Genomic DNA, 17,668 nt, shown 5'->3' with positions numbered 1-17,668 from the left:
AGGAGCAGACCATGCCAGACGCCCGCTCACTGCTGTTTGGTACCCTGCTCCTGTGTTGCACCGCCCTTGCCCAGGCGCAAACCCTGCCGGCAGCGGCGGCCATCGCCAGCCCGCACCCCCAGGCCACTGCCGCCGGCCAGAAAGTTCTGGCCGAGGGCGGCAACGCATTCGACGCAGCGGTTGCCATCAGCGCCACGCTGGCCGTGGTCGAACCCTATGCCTCTGGGCTGGGGGGTGGCGGCTACTTCCTGCTGCGCCAGGCCGGTAGCCCGGCGCAGTACCAGTTCATCGATGCCCGCGAAAAGGCGCCGTTGGCGGCCCGTGCCGACATGTACCTGCGTGACGGCAAGGAGCAGCCGGGGCTGTCCATCAACGGCCCACTGGCCAGCGGCATTCCCGGGCTGCCGGCAGCCTTGGTGGAGCTGGCAAGCCACTACGGCGCCCTGCCGCTGAAGCGCTCCTTGGCCCCGGCCATTCACCTGGCCAGCAAAGGCTTCGCCGTCGATCGGGTCTATCGCGCCTGGGCCACGGCGCGGCTGGCGGCCATGCGTGACGACCCGGAAACGGCCCGCCTGTTCCTGCGCAACGGCGACGTGCCAGCGCTGGGCGAAGAATTGCGCCAGCCAGAATTGGCACAAACCCTGACCCGCCTGGCCGAACAGGGCCGCGATGGTTATTACAGCGGCCCCACTGCCCAAGCGCTGGTGACTGCCGTGCAAGCAGGCGGTGGCATCTGGACGCTCAAGGACCTGGCCGACTACAAGGTGGCCACCCGGGCCCCGCTGCGTTTTGCCCTGGCCAACCAGCGCGAGCTGATCAGTGCGCCGCCGCCTTCCGCCGGTGGCATCGCCCTGGCCCAGTCATTGGCCATGCTGCAACAGTTGCCGTGGCAGGATGCCGAGCCCGTCCAGCGCGTGCACTACGTGGTGGAAGTGCTGCGTCGCGCCTACCGCGATCGCAGCCAGTTGGGCGACCCCGATTTCGTCGCCAACCCCGTCAGCGCGCTGCTGTCCCGGGACTACCTGAAAACCATGGCGGCCAGCATCGACGCCCATCAGGCCACGCCCAGCGCAGACCTGCCGCCGGCACCGGCCTGGCGCGAAGGCGAGCACACCACCCACTTCGCCGTGCTCGACAATCAGGGCAACGCCGTGGCGGCCACGCTGTCGGTCAATCTGCCCTTTGGCTCGGCCTTCACCGCGCCCGGCACAGGCGTGGTACTCAACGATGAAATGGACGACTTCGCCGCCGACCCTCACGGCAGCAACGCCTACGGGCTGGCCGGCAGCCAGGCTAATGCCGTGGCACCGGGCAAGCGACCGCTGTCGAGCATGAGCCCCAGCTTCATCGAAAGCCCTAAAGACTTCGCCGCTTTCGGCACGCCCGGTGGCAGCCGTATACCCAGCATGGTGCTGCTGTCGATGCTGCAATACCTGGATGGCCAGCCGGTACCGACCTGGCCCGCCGTGCCGCGCTACCACCACCAGTACCTGCCCGACGTGGTGGAGTATGAGCCCGGCGCATTCACCGATACCCAACTGGCCAACCTGAAGGCCCGCGGCTACAGCCTCAAGGAAACCGGGCGTGCCTACGGCAACCAGCAAGTGCTGCTGTGGCACAAGGATGACGGCAAGGTGGAGGCCGCCAGCGATCCACGCGGCGTGGGCGTTTCAGAGGTAATGCCGCGTAACTGAGAAGTTACTGGTGCTTGCCGTAGCCGTCGCCGGTGCAGCCCAGGCAGCGCACGAACGCTGCCTTGCCGGGGTCGACCACCAAGGCCTTGCCAGCGTCCTTGACGTTGCCACCCAGCGCGGTAAACGGCAGCGATACCACAAACACGGCCGCGCCGATGGCAGTGGCGGCGATCAACAGGGGGCGGGCGATCACCAGGTCCGCAATCATCGAATAGGCCGGCGGGCTCTGCACCTGATAGACCGGGTCGCCACTGCCGCTGCTTTCCTGCAACCCGCCGTCGTCAGCCAGGCTGGGCAAGGCGTACAGGCCCAGGCACAGCGTCAACGTGAGCGAGAGGGTACGGAAGCAATTCATGGCACAGTCCTTTAGCGAAGCGGCTACTTGGGGCGTGGTGGTCTTTCACCTGATTATTCACTATATCAGCCTATCGCCGCTTGTCAGGCTTGTGCCGTAACCGCTTACTTCTGGCAACGTGGGCAGTACACGCTGGCGCGCTGGCCCAGCTTCACCTCGCGCAGGGTACTGCCGCACACCTTGCACATTTCGCCGCCGCGGCCGTACACAAACAATTCCTGCTGGAAATAGCCCGGCTGGCCGTCGCCGCCGATGAAATCCCGCAAGGTGGTGCCACCGCGCTCGATAGCCATGGCCAGGATGCGCTTGATCTCAATGCCCAGCTTCACGTAGCGCGCACGGGAAATGGTGCCGGCTTCGCGACGCGGGTCGATACCGGCGGCAAACAGGGCTTCGGTGGCGTAGATGTTGCCCACCCCCACCACCACGGCGTTGTCCATGATGAACGGCTTCACCGCCATGCTCTTGCCACGAGACAGCTGGAACAGGCGCTCGCCGTCGAACAGGGCTGTCAACGGCTCGGGGCCCAGGCGCACCAGCAACTCATGGTTGAGCGGGTCCAGGCTCCACAGCATCGCGCCGAAACGTCGTGGGTCGGTGTAGCGCAGGGCCAGGCCCGACTCCAGCTCGATGTCCACGTGCTCGTGCTTGAGCGCCGGCAACCCCGCCTCCACCAACCGCAGGTTGCCAGACATGCCCAGATGGCTGATCAGCGTACCCACCTCGGCGTTGATCAGCAGGTACTTGGCCCGCCGCTCCACGCCAATGATCTTCTGGCCCGACAGGCGAACGTCCAGATCTTCGGGAATAGGCCAACGTAGGCGCCGATCACGCACGATCACGCGGCTTACGCGCTGCCCTTCCAGATGGGGCGCGATGCCCCGGCGGGTCGTTTCGACTTCAGGCAATTCAGGCATGGACGGCTCTGTGCAAGGCGGCGGGCGATATCAGCGGGCGCCCAACTCGCGGATGGATTCCTTCAGGTTCTCGAAGTCGTAGTCCGAAAGGCCCACGTAATCGAGCACCAGATGGCTGATGCTGTCCCATTCGTGGTCGGCGTTCTGGTTGCCCAGCACGCGGTACGACGAACAGATGTGTTCGGCCATCTTCAGGATTGCCAGCAGGTTTTTCAACTGGCTGTTGCGGTTGGAGTCGTCGCTGAAGATCGCCAGGGCGTTGTGATGGTTGGCGATAGCGTTGCCCAGGTGCTCGGGCAGGCGCCAGGACTTGGCGGTGTAATAGCCCACCACCGAGTGATTGGTGTTGTACACCTGGTTCTCGGTGTCGACGATACGCCATTGCGGCCCGGCATTGGCGTAGGCCTTTTCCAGGGTGCTCATATAGTCGGGGAAGCGCTTGAGCATCAGCGGGATGCCGCAATCGTGGAACAACCCCAGCGCATACGCCTCGTCCACGGCCTGGGAGCCGATGCGCTTGGCCAGCGTCAGGCAGGTCATGGCCACGTCCTGGGCGGTGTCCCAGAAACGGTTGAGGGTGACGATGGTCTCGTCGCTCATCTCGCCTTTGATCGACTGGGCGTTGATCAGGTTGATAATGGAGCGGCTGCCCAGCAGGTTTACCGCGCGCTGGATCGAAGCAATCTTGTTGGTCAGGCCGTAATAGGGCGAGTTGACGATTTTCAGCAGGGCGCCAGACAACCCCGGGTCTTGCGCTATCAGCCGGGCAATCACTTCCAGGTCCGGGTCGGGCATGTACTGCTCCATCTGCAGGTCCACCATGATCTGCGGTTGGGGCGGTACGCTGATCCCTTGCAAGGCCTGCTGGATCTGCTCTTCTGATAACTCTTGGGACATAAGTACTTACTCTGGGCTGAGGGGCGATTTTAACCCCTCCCGGCGGCGCTGGCACAACCGCTAGCTATTTCTTCATGATTAGCGGCAGCGGCTACGCCGTCGATCTTCGGGTAAACCTCCATCTGACGTTACACGCTATACTCCCGCTCTTTTTTCCCCGGAGCGACTTCATGTCCCTGCCCAGCCTTCGCCTCAAAGCCAATGCCGACCGCCGCCTGCGCGCCGGTCACCTGTGGGTCTACAGCAACGAGATCGACGTAGCCGCCACGCCCCTGCATGGTTTCAAGGCCGGCGACCAGGCCGTGCTCGAAGCCGCCGGTGGCAAGCCACTGGGCATCGTGGCCATGAGCCCGAACAACCTGATCTGCGCCCGCCTGCTGTCGCGCGACGCCAAGCTGCCGCTGGACAAGTCGCTGCTGGTGCACCGCCTCAACGTCTGCCTGTCGCTGCGCGAGCGCCTTTTCGACAAGCCGTTCTACCGCCTGGTATACGGCGATTCCGACTTGCTGCCGGGCCTGGTGGTCGACCGTTTCGGCGACATCCTGGTCGTGCAACTGGCCTCGGCCACCATGGAACAGCACAAGGCCGACGTCATGGCTGCGCTGATCCAGGTGATCAAGCCAAGCGGCATCCTGTTCAAGAACGACTCGGCCGCCCGTGACGCCGAAGGCTTGGAACGCTACGTGGAGACCGCCTTCGGCGTGGTGCCGGAGTGGGTTGACCTGGAAGAGAATGGCGTGAAATTCCAGGCCCCGGTCATGGAAGGCCAGAAGACCGGCTGGTTCTACGACCACCGCATGAACCGCGCCCGCCTGGCCCCGTACGTCAAAGGCAAGCGCGTGCTCGACCTGTTCAGCTACATCGGTGGCTGGGGCGTGCAAGCCGGTGCCTTCGGCGCCAGCGAAGTGTTCTGCGTCGACGCCTCGGGCTTCGCCCTGGACGGTGTGGAGCGCAACGCCGCGCTGAACGGCTTCGCCGAGAAAGTCACCTGCGTTGAAGGCGACGTGTTCGAAGCCCTCAAGCAACTCAAGGCCTCGGAAGAGCGCTTCGACGTGATCGTCGCCGACCCGCCCGCTTTCATCAAGCGCAAGAAAGACCTGAAAAACGGCGAAGGCGCCTACCGCCGCCTGAACGAACAGGCCATGCGTCTGCTCAGCAAAGACGGCATCCTGGTCAGCGCTTCGTGCTCCATGCACCTGCCTGAAGACGACCTGCAGAACATCCTGCTGACCAGCGCCCGCCACCTGGACCGCAACATCCAGCTGCTGGAACGCGGCGGCCAGGGCCCGGACCATCCGGTGCACCCGGCTATTCCGGAGACGCGCTACATCAAGAGCATTACGTGCCGGTTGCTGCCTAACAGCTAAAACCGCGTCGCCTGCATCGCGACTAAAGTCGGCTCCTACGCCGTCCGTGGTAGGCGCCGGCCTTGGCCGCGATGCAGGCAACACGATTGACGGGGTGCAGTGCCGAGTCTGCCTCTAGCATAAGAGGGAAAAACCCTACAAACATTTGGGAAATTTCGCTAACCCGCCGCTATCGCCTCCGATCGCGCAACCCCGTAGCCTTTGTCGAAAAAGGCTCTTCTCATGCCCACCCCGCAAAAACGCTCCATCCTGACCCTGCTTCTGGCCATGGTCCTGCTCGGCGTCTTCCCCCTCGACGTCATCCTCCCTTCCTTCCCCGCCCTGTCCAATCACTTCGCCACACCTTCCAGCGACATAGCCCTCTCCATCAGCCTGTTCGCCCTGGGCGTCGCCATCTCGCAATTCTTCCTCGGCCCGCTGTCCGACTGAATCGGCCGCAAGGGACTGCTGGTCCTGGGACTGGCCATTTCCATCCTTGGAGCTGTGGGTTGCGCCAACGCCACACAGTTCATCCCCTTCATGATCTTCCGTATCCTGCAAGCCATCGGCTGCGGCTGCTTCGTGCTGCTCAACGCCCTGGTGCAAGACCTGTTTCAGGATAAAGAACGCGAACGCACCCGCATCCTGGTCACCAGCGCCGGCGGCGTTTTCATCTCCACTTCGCCCTTGGTCGGCGCACTGTTGCAGCATCTGGCCGGCTGGCAGGCCAGCTTCTATCTGTTCGCCCTGATCGCCCTGCTGGTACTGATCCAGGCCGTCCGCATCCTGCCGCCCACCCGCGGCGCCAATCGTCAGACCAAAGGGCTGATCGGCGCCTACCGCGAACTGCTTTGGCACCCCGCCTTCATGGGCTTCTCACTGATCGCCGCTATCGCGTTCACCTGCCACTTCGCCTTCATCGCCCTCTCACCGCTGATCTTTCTCGAGCACATGCAGCTCACCCAACTGCAATTCGGCCTGACCCTGCTCAGCTACGGCGTTGCCTACGTAGCAGGCGGCCTGATCGCCAGCCGCATGAGCCACAGCGTCAGCCACCGCCTGCAACTGAACACCGGGCTAGTCCTAATCGGTCTGGCAGGCGTCACGTTGCTGGCATTGTCCGCCCTCACCGAGCGCAGCGTGGCCACCGTATTGCTGCCCATGATGATCTGCACCGCCGGCACCACCATCGCCCGCCCAGCCGCTACGTCTCGGGCAATGGAGTTGGTACCGGCAAGCGCCGGGGCGTCGGCCTCGGTATTGAATACGCTGGTATTGGCCGCGGGTGGGGTGGGGAGTGCGGCGATCAGTTTGGTGGCCGGGGATTTTGAATGGGTGCTGGGAATGGTCTTTCTGGTGCTCTGCCTGGCAGGTCTCATCACCGTCACGCGCCTATACGCAAAACGGTAGCCGCTGCCGCCAGGCTGCGCTGGCCCTATCCTGCACCGGAAATTTCCAGCGAGGCACAGGGCCAGCGCAGCCTGCGACAGCGGCTACGCTCGGGTTCAGCGCCTAGGTCACAGCTGCAAAACCACCGACGCAATCCCGAAGTACACCAACACCCCCGCCGCATCGGCAATCGAGGTGATCAACGGCCCGCTGGCCACCGCCGGGTCCATGTTCAGGCGGCTGAACAGGAAGGGCAGGCTCATGCCGATCAGGCTTCCCACCAGCACGATGATCAACATGCTGCCGGCCACTACCATGGAGATGTCCCAGCCGCCCCGGGCCGCGCCCAGCAGGGCTACGGCGACGGCCATGGTGATGCCCAGGGCCAGGGCCACGAAGCATTCGCGCCACAGCAAGCGCAACCAGTCTTTCATGACCACCTCGCCGGTGGCCAGGGCGCGCACCATCAGGGTGGCCGACTGGGCGCCGGCGTTGCCGCCGCTGTCCACCAGCAGCGGCAGGAAGAACACCAGCACGATGTTGGCGGCGATAACGTCCTCGAAGGCGGCTATGCCGGCGCCGGAGAACAGGTTGCCGAACACCAACAGCACCAGCCACAACACGCGCTTGCGGTACAGCAAGCCGACGGTGGCGGTGCCAAGGTTGCCCAGGGGCGTGGAAATCAGCGCGCCTTTGTGGAAGTCCTCGGTGGCCTCCACTACGGCCTCCGTTTCAAGGCGACTCAGTACGTCGGAGCGTTTGTCTTCGGGCAATGCCTGCAGGTGGGCAGCGATGTCGGCGGCGGACAGGTGGGCGAAGGATGCGTCGTGTTGCGCAAGGGTAAAAGTGGTCATTGTGTGTCTCCAGGCGGCGCGGGGCTGCCTGGCGAGCGGACGCGTCAGCTCACAGGCAGGCCCGCCGCCGCTGCGGTCGGTGCCAGAATGTGGTTCTCGGAGGAACTTAAACTGGGGAGGTCCATGGGGATGTCATCTCGTCAGCCGCACATGCGGCGCAGGGATAATAGTCAGGCCAACAAGGCTGGAACACCCATCGGCGCAAATTCAGAAATGTCCTACAAGCGCGTTGCTGATCGGTCTCGCCATTCCATCCCGCCGCCAGCGGTGTAGAATCGGCTTATTCATCGCCAATCATCCCCCGGCGGGTTTATGAGCTCCGGTCGAGCGCGCAGCGATCCTGCAGCGTCACCGACCTCATCCGCAGTGGCAGCTACCTGTCGCCGCTGCAAAGGACAAGAGAAGCTCACTCCCTTACTGATACCTGATTAGCCGCCCGGAGTGCTCCATGCCTGACTATCGTTCGAAAACGTCCACCCACGGCCGCAACATGGCCGGCGCCCGCGCCCTGTGGCGCGCCACGGGGATGAAGGACGCCGACTTCAAGAAGCCGATCATCGCCATCGCCAACTCGTTCACCCAGTTCGTCCCGGGGCACGTGCACCTGAAGGACCTGGGCCAGTTGGTAGCCCGCGAGATCGAACGCGCCGGTGGCGTGGCGAAGGAATTCAACACCATCGCGGTCGACGACGGCATCGCCATGGGCCATGACGGCATGCTGTATTCCCTGCCGAGCCGCGAGATCATCGCCGACTCCGTGGAATACATGGTCAACGCCCACTGCGCCGACGCCATCGTGTGCATTTCCAACTGCGACAAGATCACCCCCGGCATGCTGATGGCCGCCCTGCGCCTGAATATCCCGGTGATCTTCGTGTCCGGCGGCCCGATGGAAGCCGGCAAGACCAAACTGGCCAGCCACGGCCTGGACCTGGTAGACGCCATGGTCATCGCCGCCGATTCCAGCGCTTCTGACGAGAAAGTCGCTGAATACGAGCGTAGCGCCTGCCCTACCTGCGGTTCGTGCTCGGGCATGTTCACCGCCAACTCCATGAACTGCCTGACCGAAGCCCTGGGCCTGGCCCTGCCGGGCAACGGTTCGACCCTGGCCACCCACAGCGACCGCGAACAGCTGTTCCTGCAGGCCGGCCGCACTATCGTCGAGCTGTGCCAGCGTTACTACATCGAAAACGATGATTCGGTACTGCCGCGCAACATTGCCAACTTCAAGGCGTTCGAGAACGCCATGATGCTGGACATCGCCATGGGCGGTTCCACCAACACCATCCTGCACTTGCTGGCCGCCGCCCAGGAAGCCGAGATCGCCTTCGACCTGCGCGACATCGACCGCCTGTCCCGTGTGGTACCGCAACTGTGCAAAGTGGCGCCGAACATCCAGAAGTACCACATGGAAGACGTACACCGTGCTGGCGGCATCTTCAGCATCCTCGGTTCGCTGGCCCGTGGCGGCCTGCTGCACACCGACCTGCCGACCGTGCACAGCCGCAGCATGGAAGAAGCCATCGCCAAGTGGGACATCACCCAGACCAACGACGAAGCGGTCCACCACTTCTTCAAGGCGGGCCCGGCCGGTATCCCGACCCAGACGGCGTTCAGCCAGTCGACCCGCTGGGAAAGCCTGGACGACGATCGCGAGAACGGTTGCATCCGCAGCTTCGAGCACGCCTATTCGAAAGAGGGCGGCCTGGCCGTGCTGTACGGCAACATCGCCCTGGACGGCTGCGTGGTGAAAACCGCCGGCGTGGATGAGTCCATCCATGTGTTCGAAGGCAACGCCAAGATCTTCGAAAGCCAGGACAGCGCCGTGCGCGGCATCCTCGCCGACGAAGTGAAGGAAGGCGACATCGTCATCATCCGCTACGAAGGCCCGAAAGGCGGCCCGGGCATGCAGGAAATGCTGTACCCCACCTCGTACCTGAAGTCCAAAGGCCTGGGCAAAGCCTGTGCACTGCTGACCGACGGCCGTTTCTCGGGCGGTACCTCCGGCCTGTCCATCGGCCACGCTTCGCCGGAAGCCGCTGCTGGCGGCGCCATCGGCCTGGTGCAGGACGGTGACAAGGTGCTGATCGACATTCCCAACCGTTCGATCAACCTGCTGGTCAGCGATGAAGAACTGGCGGCGCGCCGCGTGGAACAGGACAAGAAAGGCTGGAAGCCGGTCGAAGTCCGCCCACGCAAGGTGACCACCGCGCTGAAGGCCTACGCCCTGTTGGCGACCAGCGCCGACAAAGGCGCTGTGCGCAACAAGGCGATGCTCGACGGGCTGTAAGCCGGCCTCAAGGTCGCGCCCCAAACGTGTAGGAGCGGGCCGCTCCTACACGTTTGCGGTGCGGCCAGGATTTATTGAATGTCTTCCGGTTTCACGATCACCCAGTTCTTGTCTGCCGTCACCGGCAACCCTTCCTTGGCCTGCGCGGCCGCGTTCTTGCTGATCATGCCGTTCAGCTGGTCCATGTACTTGGCCTTGCGGTTCACCCACAGGTGCACGCCGCCCTTGGCCACATCCACGCTGTGGAACAGCATGTAGCCGTCACTGGATGGCGTGTCGCCCCCCACCAAAACCGGTTTTTTCCACTGATCGATATAGGTCAGGATCGCCGCCTGCTTGCCCGCCATCCAGGTGGCCGGGGTCCACAGGTACGGGGTCACTTCCAGGCCCATGTTGGCCTTGGGGTCATATTTACCCGCTTCGATCTGCTTGCGTGCGGTGGTCAGCTCGCCGGTCTTCGGGTCCTTGAGCAAGGTGCTCACGCCGATGACGTTCTGCGGTTTCACGTTGTAGCCGTACTTGGGGTCGGCGGCGATCATGCGCACCAGCTCCTCGGAAGCGGCGGTCACTACGTAGACGTCGATGCCGTTTTCCATCAGCTTGTTGTACAGCTCGGCTTGGCCGGTGAAGACCTTCGGCGGCTGCACGTCCATGTTCTTGACCACATCACCTTCGAAATAGGTGGTGGGGATCGGTTTCCCTGACGCCATCATCTCATCGACATAACTCTTGAGCTGCTGCAGGGTGAAACCGGAAAACACCTGCGCCACCCACGGGTAGCAGACCATGTCGTCCACTTCGCACAGGCGATAGTAGTAGCTGAACAGGCTTTCCTTGTGGCCGGCCGTGTCCTTGAACGGGATCAGTTTCAGCGACGGGTCGAGCTTCTCGCGGGTCAGGATGCCCTTGTTCTCCAGGTACGGCAGCAACGACTCCTCCACATCGTAGCGGTAGCTGGTGTTGTCCATGTCGAACACCGCGTAATTGCCTTTGTTGGCATTGGCGGCAATCATCGCGTCGAGCTGTTTGGCCTGTGCCGCCGGCCAGTGTTTGAGCTCGGTGGCGAAGACCGAGCTGGCCAGCGTCAGGCCCAAGGTGACGGCAAGCAGATTATGCAGTGGCTTCATCGGTGGTGCTCCCCAGTGAGATCCGATGGACCGTAGCAAATGCTCATGACAAATCTCGCTTGAGGGCGACTGTCAGGAACGGGATCACGCCACAGGCATATCCCTGAGCGACACATACTTATTCCAAAAACGACTATCTACATTCGATCTTGGTATAAATGACAGAAAATTCAGGATGTTAGAGTTTGTGGTTGGCCAGCGCCCCTCAGAGGCGCAGTAGCCCGGAAATCTTTCACCTGGAGCTTCAATGAACCTGCCCCTGTTACTCAACCTGCTGGTGTTCCTGGCGTTGCTGCTGGGCCTGGCACAAACCAGCCGCACCTCATTCAGCCTGGCCAAAAAGGTGTTGATCGGCCTGGTGCTGGGCGTGCTGTTCGGCAGCGCCCTGCACCTGATCTACGGCCAGGGCAACCCGCTGCTCAAGACCACCATCGGCTGGCTGGACCTGGTGGGCAACGGCTACGTGCAACTGCTGCAAATGATCGTGATGCCGCTGATCTTCGCCTCCATCCTCAGCGCCGTCGCCCGCCTGCACAACGCCTCGTCGCTGGGCAAGATCAGCTTCCTGACCATTGGCGTGCTGCTGTTCACCACCGCCATCGCCGCGCTGATCGGCGTGGGCCTGACCAACCTGTTCGGCCTCACCGCCGAAGGCCTGGTGGCCGGCACCCAGGAACTGGCGCGCATGCAGGCAATCCAGAGCGATTACGTGGGCAAGGTCAACGACCTCAACATCCCGCAACTGCTGCTGTCCTTCGTGCCGCAGAACCCGGTGGCCGACCTGGCCCGGGCCAAGCCGACCTCGATCATCAGCGTGGTGATCTTCGCCGCCTTCCTGGGTGTGGCCGCGCTGCGGCTGCTCAAGGATGACGCCGAGAAGGGCGCGAATGTGGTCAGCGCCATCGAGACCCTGCAAGCCTGGGTAACGCGCCTGGTACGCCTGGTAATGAAGCTCACGCCCTACGGCGTGCTGGCGCTGATGGCCAAGGTGGTCGCCAGTTCCAACCTGCAGGACATCCTCAAGCTGGGCAGCTTCGTGCTGGTGTCCTACATCGGACTGTCGCTGATGTTCATGGTGCATGGCCTGCTGCTGAGCATCGCCGGGGTCCACCCGCTGCGCTTCCTGCGCAAGGTGTGGCCGGTGCTGACCTTTGCCTTCACCAGCCGCTCCAGCGCGGCTACCATCCCGCTGAGCATCGAAGCGCAAACCCAGCGCCTGGGCATCCCGCAATCGATCGCCAGCTTCGCCGCCTCGTTCGGCGCCACCATTGGCCAGAACGGCTGCGCCGGGCTCTACCCGGCAATGCTGGCGGTGATGGTTGCGCCTACCGTAGGCATCAACCCGCTGGACCCGATGTGGATTACCACGCTGGTGGCCATCGTTACCCTGAGCTCGGCCGGCGTGGCCGGCGTGGGCGGCGGCGCAACGTTCGCCGCACTGATTGTGTTGCCGGCCATGGGCCTGCCGGTATCGCTGGTGGCGTTGCTGATTTCGGTTGAGCCGCTGATCGACATGGGCCGCACGGCGTTGAACGTCAGTGGTTCCATGACGGCCGGCACCATCACCAGCCAGGTGATGAAACAGACCGACCGCACGCTGCTGGACGCCGACGAGCACGCGGAGCTGGCGCACCGCTGATTCATTCACCTTCGTGGGAGCGGGCTCTGCCCGCGAAAAGCGCACCGCGCAGTACCTGACTGCTCAAGGTGACGATTTCGCGGGCAGAGCCCGCTCCCACAGTTGTTTGAGTTGAGATCGTAAGTTTTAGCGGCGGTCCCAGACTTCGAAGGCATACGCCGGGGCGTCGTCCACGGCCGGGTTTTCGGTGTTGGAGGCCAGCAACCACTGACTCTCATCGTATTCGGGGAACCACGCATCGCCCGCCGGGCTGGCCGCTACGCGGGTAAGGTACAGACGGTCGGCCAACTCCAGCCCTTGCGCATACAACTGCGCCCCACCAATCAACATCAGCTCGCTGGCTCCGTTTTCCTGGGCCCAGGCTTCGGCACGCTGGATAGCCGCTTCCAGCGACGGATACACCTCCGCCCCTTCAAGCACCAGCCCCGCCTGGCGGCTGACCACGATGTTCAAGCGCCCCGGCAGGGGGCGGCCCAGGGAATCCCAGGTCTTGCGGCCCATGATGATCGGCTTGCCCAGGGTGGTGGCCTTGAAGTATTTGAAATCGCCCGGCAGGTGCCAGGGCATGCTGTTGTCGATGCCGATGACGCGGTTCTCGGCGAGGGCCGCGATCAGGCTGAGGGGGAGTGTGTTTTTCATGCCGCGAGGATATCAGAGCCCGGGTCCTTGATCAGCCATGGCTGGGTTATGCTTTGGGCTGGTTCGATCAATGGATGGTGGCGTGACAGCACTGGACACACTCTGGCTTACCGAAGCCATTCGCCTGCGCGAAGAACATACCGGCCCCCTAGACGACCAGGAGGCCAACCGCCGCGCCCGCCAGCAGGGTGGCGACCTGGCGGCGCGCATTCAACACCGGGCCACCTGGCTCGCCGAACGCGATGGCCTGCTGCCCGCCCTGCGCCACTGGAAACAGGGTGCGCGCTTGAGCGTGATGCTGCTGGCCGTCCTGGTGATCATCAGCGGCGCGGGCCTGGCCTTCGCCGCCCTGGGCACCGGCCCGGTCAACGTCTTCTGGGCGCTGGGCAGCCTGCTGGGCCTTAACTGGGTACTTTTGCTGAGCTGGGCCTGCGGGCTGTTGCTGGCCGGTGAACACAGCGCCAGCCTGGGCCGTCTGTGGATGTGGCTCAGCGCAAAGCTCGCCCGGGACGCCAATGCCGCGCACCTGGGGCCGGCGCTGATCCTGCTGCTGCAACGCCGGCGCCTCAACCGCTGGCTGCTGGGCACCCTGGTCAATGGCCTGTGGCTGCTGGCCCTGACCAGCGCGCTGGTGCTCCTGCTATTACTCTTGGCCACCCGGCGCTACGGTTTCATCTGGGAAACCACCATCCTGGGGCCCGATACCTTCGTGGCCATGACCCGCGCCCTCGGCACCGTGCCTGCGCTGCTGGGCTTCAGCGTGCCGGATATCGATACCATCCGCGCCAGCGGCGACAGCGCCCTGGCCGTGGACAGTGCTCGCCAGGCCTGGGCCGGCTGGCTGGTGGGCGTGCTGCTGGTGTTCGGCATCGTGCCGCGCCTGCTGCTGGCACTGGGCTGCTGGGTGCAATGGCGGCTGGGGCGCGCGCGCTTGCAACTGGACCTGGGCCTGCCCGGCTATACCGAGTTGCGGGAACGCCTAATGCCCAGCAGCGAACGCCTGGGCGTGAATGACAATGCCCCAGCGCAATTGCACCAGGTCACCTCCCCGGTAGCCCATCACCGGGCCGAAGGCGCCCTGCTCGTAGGCGTGGAACTGGACGACCAGCACCCCTGGCCACCGCAAATGCCTGCCAGCGTCGGTGATGGCGGCATCCTCGACAGCCGCGAATCGCGACGGCGCCTGCTCGACCAGTTGGCCCGCTACCCCGCCGCCCGCCTGGCCGTTGCCTGCGACCCACGGCGCTCGCCCGACCGTGGCAGCCTGGGGCTGATTGCGGAGCTTGCGCGCAGCGCCGGGCAGACCCGGGTGTGGCTGTTGCCCGCGCCTGGCGGGCAACAATTGGACGCCAACCGCCTGGCCGACTGGCGCCAGGCTCTGGACGCGCTGGGCCTGGACATCGTCGACCAGCCACCCCTGACCTGGCTGGAGACCGGCAATGACCAAGCCTCTTAAATTGGCGGTGGTCGGCCACACCAATGTGGGCAAGACCTCGCTGCTGCGCACCCTGACCCGCGACGTGGGCTTTGGCGAGGTCTCGCACCGGCCCAGCACCACCCGCCATGTCGAGGGCGCACGCCTGTCGGTGGACGGCGAAGCACTGCTGGAGCTTTACGACACCCCGGGGCTGGAAGACGCCATCGCACTGCTCGACTATCTGGAACGCCTGGACCGCCCCGGCGAGCGTCTCGATGGCCCGGCTCGCACCGAGCGTTTTCTGCACGGTAGCGAGGCCCGCCAGCGCTTCGAACAGGAAGCCAAGGTGCTGCGCCAACTGCTGGCCAGCGACGCAGGGCTGTACGTGATCGATGCCCGCGAACCAGTGCTGGCCAAGTACCGGGATGAACTGGAAGTACTCAACGGCTGCGGCAAGCCGCTGTTGCCTGTGCTCAACTTCGTCGCCAGCCCCGGCCACCGCGAAGAGCAGTGGCGCGAGGCCCTGGCGCGCCTGGGCCTGCACGCGCTGGTGCGTTTCGACAGCGTGGCACCGCCTGAAGATGGCGAGCGACGCCTGTACGAAAGCCTGGCCCTGCTGCTGGAACACGCCCGTCCCAGCCTGCAACGGCTGGTGGAAGACCAGCAGCAACAGCGCAAGGTCCGCCAGCAGAGCGGCCAACGCCTGATTGCCGAGTTGTTGATCGACTGTGCGGCCTGCCGGCGCAGCGTGGCCGGTGATCGCGAGGGCGTAGAGGCCGCCATCCGAGGGCTGCACGACGCCATACGCCAGCGCGAACAGAAATGCGTGCAAGCGCTGCTCAAGCTGTACGGATTTCGCCCCGAAGATGCTGCCGCCACTGATTTGCCGTTGCTGGACGGGCGCTGGGGTGATGACCTGTTCAACCCCGAAACCCTCAAGCAACTGGGCGTGAAAGTGGGCAGCGGCATTGCCGCCGGCGCGGCGGCCGGTGCCGGCGTCGACCTGCTGGTGGGCGGTATCACCCTGGGCCTGGCGGCATTGGCCGGTGCCATCGCCGGCGGCGCCTTGCAGACTGCGCGTGGCTACGGCAGCCGGTTGATGGGCAAGCTCAAGGGCCAGCGTGAACTGACCGTGGACGACAACATTCTGCGCCTGCTGGCCCTGCGTCAACGGCAACTGCAGCAAGCGCTGGAGGCCCGTGGCCACGCCGCCATGGGCAGCATTGAAGTGGCCACGCCTCAGGACAAAAGCTGGCGCCAGGGCAAGCTACCCGAGGCCCTGGGCAAGGCCCGTGCGCACCCGCAATGGTCGCCCTTGAACCCGCAACCGCGGCTGAACCAGGCCGAACGCCACGAGCAGATCGAACAGTTGGCCCGCCAGCTTTAAGCCGACAGCAACCTCAAGGCCCGGGCCCTGAGCAATGCCAGGTCAACCAGTGGCACGTCCACCTGCTTGGCTTCCTCGTCCCAGTGGCGCATGCGCAGGCTGACCTGGCACAGCGGGTCGCGCTCGAAGGCATCGGCCTGCGCCGCGCTCATCACCCCGCCCTGGTACTCCAAGGTGCGCCGGCTGGCCTCGCTCAAGCGCTGGTAGTAGCCGGGCTGGCGCAAGGTCAGGTAACGCTTGGCCTGCACGTGGTATTCCACCAGCCTGGCCAAGCGTTCACTGAAGCCCTGGCGGCGCAGGTAGTCGGCGCCCAGGCGCTCATGGCTGACCGCGCCATAACCACCCATGCTGGCCGCTTCATCGGCGCAGATATGCCCGATGTCATGGAAGAACGCTGCCAATACCACTTCATCGTCGAAGCCTTCGGCCATGGCCTGCTGCGCGGCCTGGGACATGTGCTCGACCTGCGACACTGGCTCGCCGATGTAATCGCTGTGGCCGTGACGACGGTACAGGCCGAACACCTCATCCACCCTTTGTTCAGCACTGCTCATGCCGGCACCTCCAGGCCATGCGGCGCCTCACCCAGCAGATCGGCGATGTTGCGCTCGGCCAGTGCCGGGCCCACGCTCATGCCCACGCCGGTATGCATTAGGGCCGAACTGAGGCCCGGCGCCACGCGTAGCAACGAGAACGGATGGCTGCCCTTGGCCCCATAGACGCCCTGCCAGCGCTCGATGACCTGGAGCTTGCCACCCAGCGTGTGCTCGGCCAGCTCGATCATCCAGTCGTCCACCTGCTCGGCGTTGAACGGCGAGGCATCGCGGCCGTAGTGGTGGGAATCGCCGATGATCAGCTCGCGATCGGGCGTGGGGCTTACCAGCAGGTGAATGCCCTGCGCCACCAGGTGCGGGCTGTCCTTCTGCACCTGCGCCTGCAAGGCCAGGGTTTGCGGCAGGCCTGCGAAGGCGCCGTAGTGCAGGCAGCTCAGGCCGGTGAGGACGGACTGTTGCAGGTCCAGGTCGAATTGCGGCCGCACCCGCAGCATTTGCAGGCGGCAGACCTGTGGGTCGAGGGCGGCCATGGCGTCGCTGAGCAGCGTCTGGTAGTCGTGCCCCGAGCACACCACGATCTGCGCGCCGGAAAAGGTCCCGGCGGTGGTACGCAGCCGGCCTGGCTCGGCGTCGCGCACCAGGGTGGAAAAATGAAACTCCACGCCTTGGCCGCGCAGGAATTCCACCAGCGCCGGAATCGCTTCGCGCGAATACAGTTGCTGGTCATCCAGGCCTAGCAGCGCCGCGTGGTGATGGCGGAACTGGCCGTTGTACAGCTGGTTCAGGGCCTCGCCTTGCAGCAGTTCAACCCGATAACCATGTTCCACGGCGCGTTCGGCGCAGAAATGTTCGAGCAACTGGTGTTCCAGCTCGTTACGGGCGAACAGCAGCGAGCCGTTGCGCTTGAGGGCGAAGCCGGCCTGTTCGGCCCAGTGCGCCCATAGGCTACGGCTGGCCTTGGCCAGGGCGTGCATCTGGCCCACGGGCTGGCCGGTAACCAGCGCCTGGCCGAAGTTGCGCACCGAGGCGCCCAGCGGCGTGGCACTGCGTTCGAATACGCGAACCTTGAGCCCGCGTTGGGCGGCGGCATACGCATGGGACAAGCCCAGAATACCGGCGCCGACAATGAGCATGTCGCTGTGTTGAGTCATTCAATTACCTCT

Annotated in this window: 16 protein-coding genes; 8 read left to right on the top strand and 8 right to left on the bottom strand. The window is 64.4% G+C overall.

Annotation, left to right across the window (positions count from 1 at the left end):
* The first annotated feature begins 11 nt into the window (after positions 1–11).
* Positions 12–1,694, top strand: coding sequence for a gamma-glutamyltransferase (gene ggt, locus PMM47T1_RS00740; RefSeq protein ID WP_008364836.1), 1,683 nt, complete (start codon positions 12–14; stop codon positions 1,692–1,694).
* Between the two features lie 4 nt (positions 1,695–1,698).
* Here ggt and PMM47T1_RS00735 read toward each other — a convergent pair whose 3' ends face one another.
* The 3 genes from PMM47T1_RS00735 to PMM47T1_RS00725 all read right to left on the bottom strand — a co-directional run bounded on the left by PMM47T1_RS00735 (position 1,699) and on the right by PMM47T1_RS00725 (position 3,863).
* A complete protein-coding gene (locus PMM47T1_RS00735) occupies positions 1,699–2,049 on the bottom strand; it encodes a hypothetical protein (protein ID WP_008364834.1) in 351 nt (116 codons plus the stop codon).
* A 104-nt stretch (positions 2,050–2,153) separates the two neighbouring features.
* Positions 2,154–2,966, bottom strand: coding sequence for a bifunctional DNA-formamidopyrimidine glycosylase/DNA-(apurinic or apyrimidinic site) lyase (gene mutM, locus PMM47T1_RS00730; protein WP_008364831.1), 813 nt, complete (start codon positions 2,964–2,966; stop codon positions 2,154–2,156).
* A gap of 30 nt (positions 2,967–2,996) precedes the next feature.
* A complete protein-coding gene (locus PMM47T1_RS00725) occupies positions 2,997–3,863 on the bottom strand; it encodes an HDOD domain-containing protein (RefSeq protein WP_008364829.1) in 867 nt (288 codons plus the stop codon).
* 170 nt (positions 3,864–4,033) lie between these two features.
* Between PMM47T1_RS00725 and PMM47T1_RS00720 the strand changes: the two genes are divergently transcribed.
* From PMM47T1_RS00720 to PMM47T1_RS00715, 3 genes are all read left to right on the top strand, one after another.
* Positions 4,034–5,230 carry a class I SAM-dependent rRNA methyltransferase gene (locus PMM47T1_RS00720; protein WP_008364826.1) on the top strand — a complete coding sequence of 399 codons (1,197 nt, stop codon included), beginning with the start codon at positions 4,034–4,036 and terminating at the stop codon, positions 5,228–5,230.
* A gap of 222 nt (positions 5,231–5,452) precedes the next feature.
* On the top strand, positions 5,453–5,659 hold the full coding sequence (locus PMM47T1_RS30240) for a hypothetical protein (protein ID WP_238536588.1): 207 nt from the start codon (positions 5,453–5,455) through the stop codon (positions 5,657–5,659).
* Entirely contained in the window at positions 5,660–6,619 is a 960-nt protein-coding gene (locus PMM47T1_RS00715; protein ID WP_337999153.1) for an MFS transporter, read from the top strand.
* A 107-nt stretch (positions 6,620–6,726) separates the two neighbouring features.
* On the opposite strand, the gene PMM47T1_RS00710 is transcribed toward PMM47T1_RS00715, so the two are convergent.
* Complete coding sequence (locus PMM47T1_RS00710; protein ID WP_008364824.1) at positions 6,727–7,452, bottom strand: magnesium transporter; 726 nt, start codon at positions 7,450–7,452, stop codon at positions 6,727–6,729.
* A 448-nt stretch (positions 7,453–7,900) separates the two neighbouring features.
* Between PMM47T1_RS00710 and ilvD the strand changes: the two genes are divergently transcribed.
* Positions 7,901–9,742, top strand: coding sequence for a dihydroxy-acid dehydratase (ilvD, locus tag PMM47T1_RS00705; protein ID WP_008364821.1), 1,842 nt, complete (start codon positions 7,901–7,903; stop codon positions 9,740–9,742).
* Positions 9,743–9,813: 71 nt separating this feature from the next.
* Here ilvD and PMM47T1_RS00700 read toward each other — a convergent pair whose 3' ends face one another.
* Positions 9,814–10,869, bottom strand: a complete 1,056-nt coding sequence (locus PMM47T1_RS00700; protein ID WP_008364820.1) for a phosphorylcholine phosphatase — start codon at positions 10,867–10,869, stop codon at positions 9,814–9,816.
* A gap of 247 nt (positions 10,870–11,116) precedes the next feature.
* Between PMM47T1_RS00700 and PMM47T1_RS00695 the strand changes: the two genes are divergently transcribed.
* The gene (locus PMM47T1_RS00695) at positions 11,117–12,508 is read left to right on the top strand and encodes an L-cystine transporter (RefSeq protein WP_008364818.1); all 1,392 of its coding nucleotides are present in this window, start codon (positions 11,117–11,119) and stop codon (positions 12,506–12,508) included.
* 126 nt (positions 12,509–12,634) lie between these two features.
* On the opposite strand, the gene PMM47T1_RS00690 is transcribed toward PMM47T1_RS00695, so the two are convergent.
* Positions 12,635–13,147: a dihydrofolate reductase gene (locus PMM47T1_RS00690; RefSeq protein ID WP_008364816.1), complete on the bottom strand. Its 513-nt coding sequence runs from the start codon at positions 13,145–13,147 to the stop codon at positions 12,635–12,637.
* 82 nt (positions 13,148–13,229) lie between these two features.
* On the opposite strand from PMM47T1_RS00690, the gene PMM47T1_RS00685 reads away from it, so the two are divergent.
* Positions 13,230–14,603 (top strand): DUF2868 domain-containing protein, encoded by a 1,374-nt coding sequence (locus tag PMM47T1_RS00685; protein ID WP_043300614.1) that lies wholly within the window; start codon positions 13,230–13,232, stop codon positions 14,601–14,603.
* Positions 14,587–15,951 carry a DUF3482 domain-containing protein gene (locus PMM47T1_RS00680; RefSeq protein ID WP_008364811.1) on the top strand — a complete coding sequence of 455 codons (1,365 nt, stop codon included), beginning with the start codon at positions 14,587–14,589 and terminating at the stop codon, positions 15,949–15,951. Before PMM47T1_RS00685 ends, PMM47T1_RS00680 begins: the two co-directional genes overlap by 17 nt.
* On the opposite strand, the gene PMM47T1_RS00675 is transcribed toward PMM47T1_RS00680, so the two are convergent.
* Positions 15,948–16,505, bottom strand: a complete 558-nt coding sequence (locus PMM47T1_RS00675) for a phosphonate degradation HD-domain oxygenase (RefSeq protein ID WP_008364809.1) — start codon at positions 16,503–16,505, stop codon at positions 15,948–15,950. The genes PMM47T1_RS00680 and PMM47T1_RS00675 overlap by 4 nt on opposite strands.
* The gene (locus PMM47T1_RS00670) at positions 16,502–17,656 is read right to left on the bottom strand and encodes a TIGR03364 family FAD-dependent oxidoreductase (RefSeq protein WP_008364807.1); all 1,155 of its coding nucleotides are present in this window, start codon (positions 17,654–17,656) and stop codon (positions 16,502–16,504) included. The genes PMM47T1_RS00675 and PMM47T1_RS00670 overlap by 4 nt, the downstream gene beginning before the upstream one ends.
* Positions 17,657–17,668 lie beyond the last annotated feature (12 nt).

Source organism: Pseudomonas sp. M47T1, from assembly GCF_000263855.1.
In the GTDB taxonomy this organism is placed as follows: domain Bacteria; phylum Pseudomonadota; class Gammaproteobacteria; order Pseudomonadales; family Pseudomonadaceae; genus Aquipseudomonas.
This window is presented reverse-complemented; position numbering and strand designations above follow the sequence as displayed.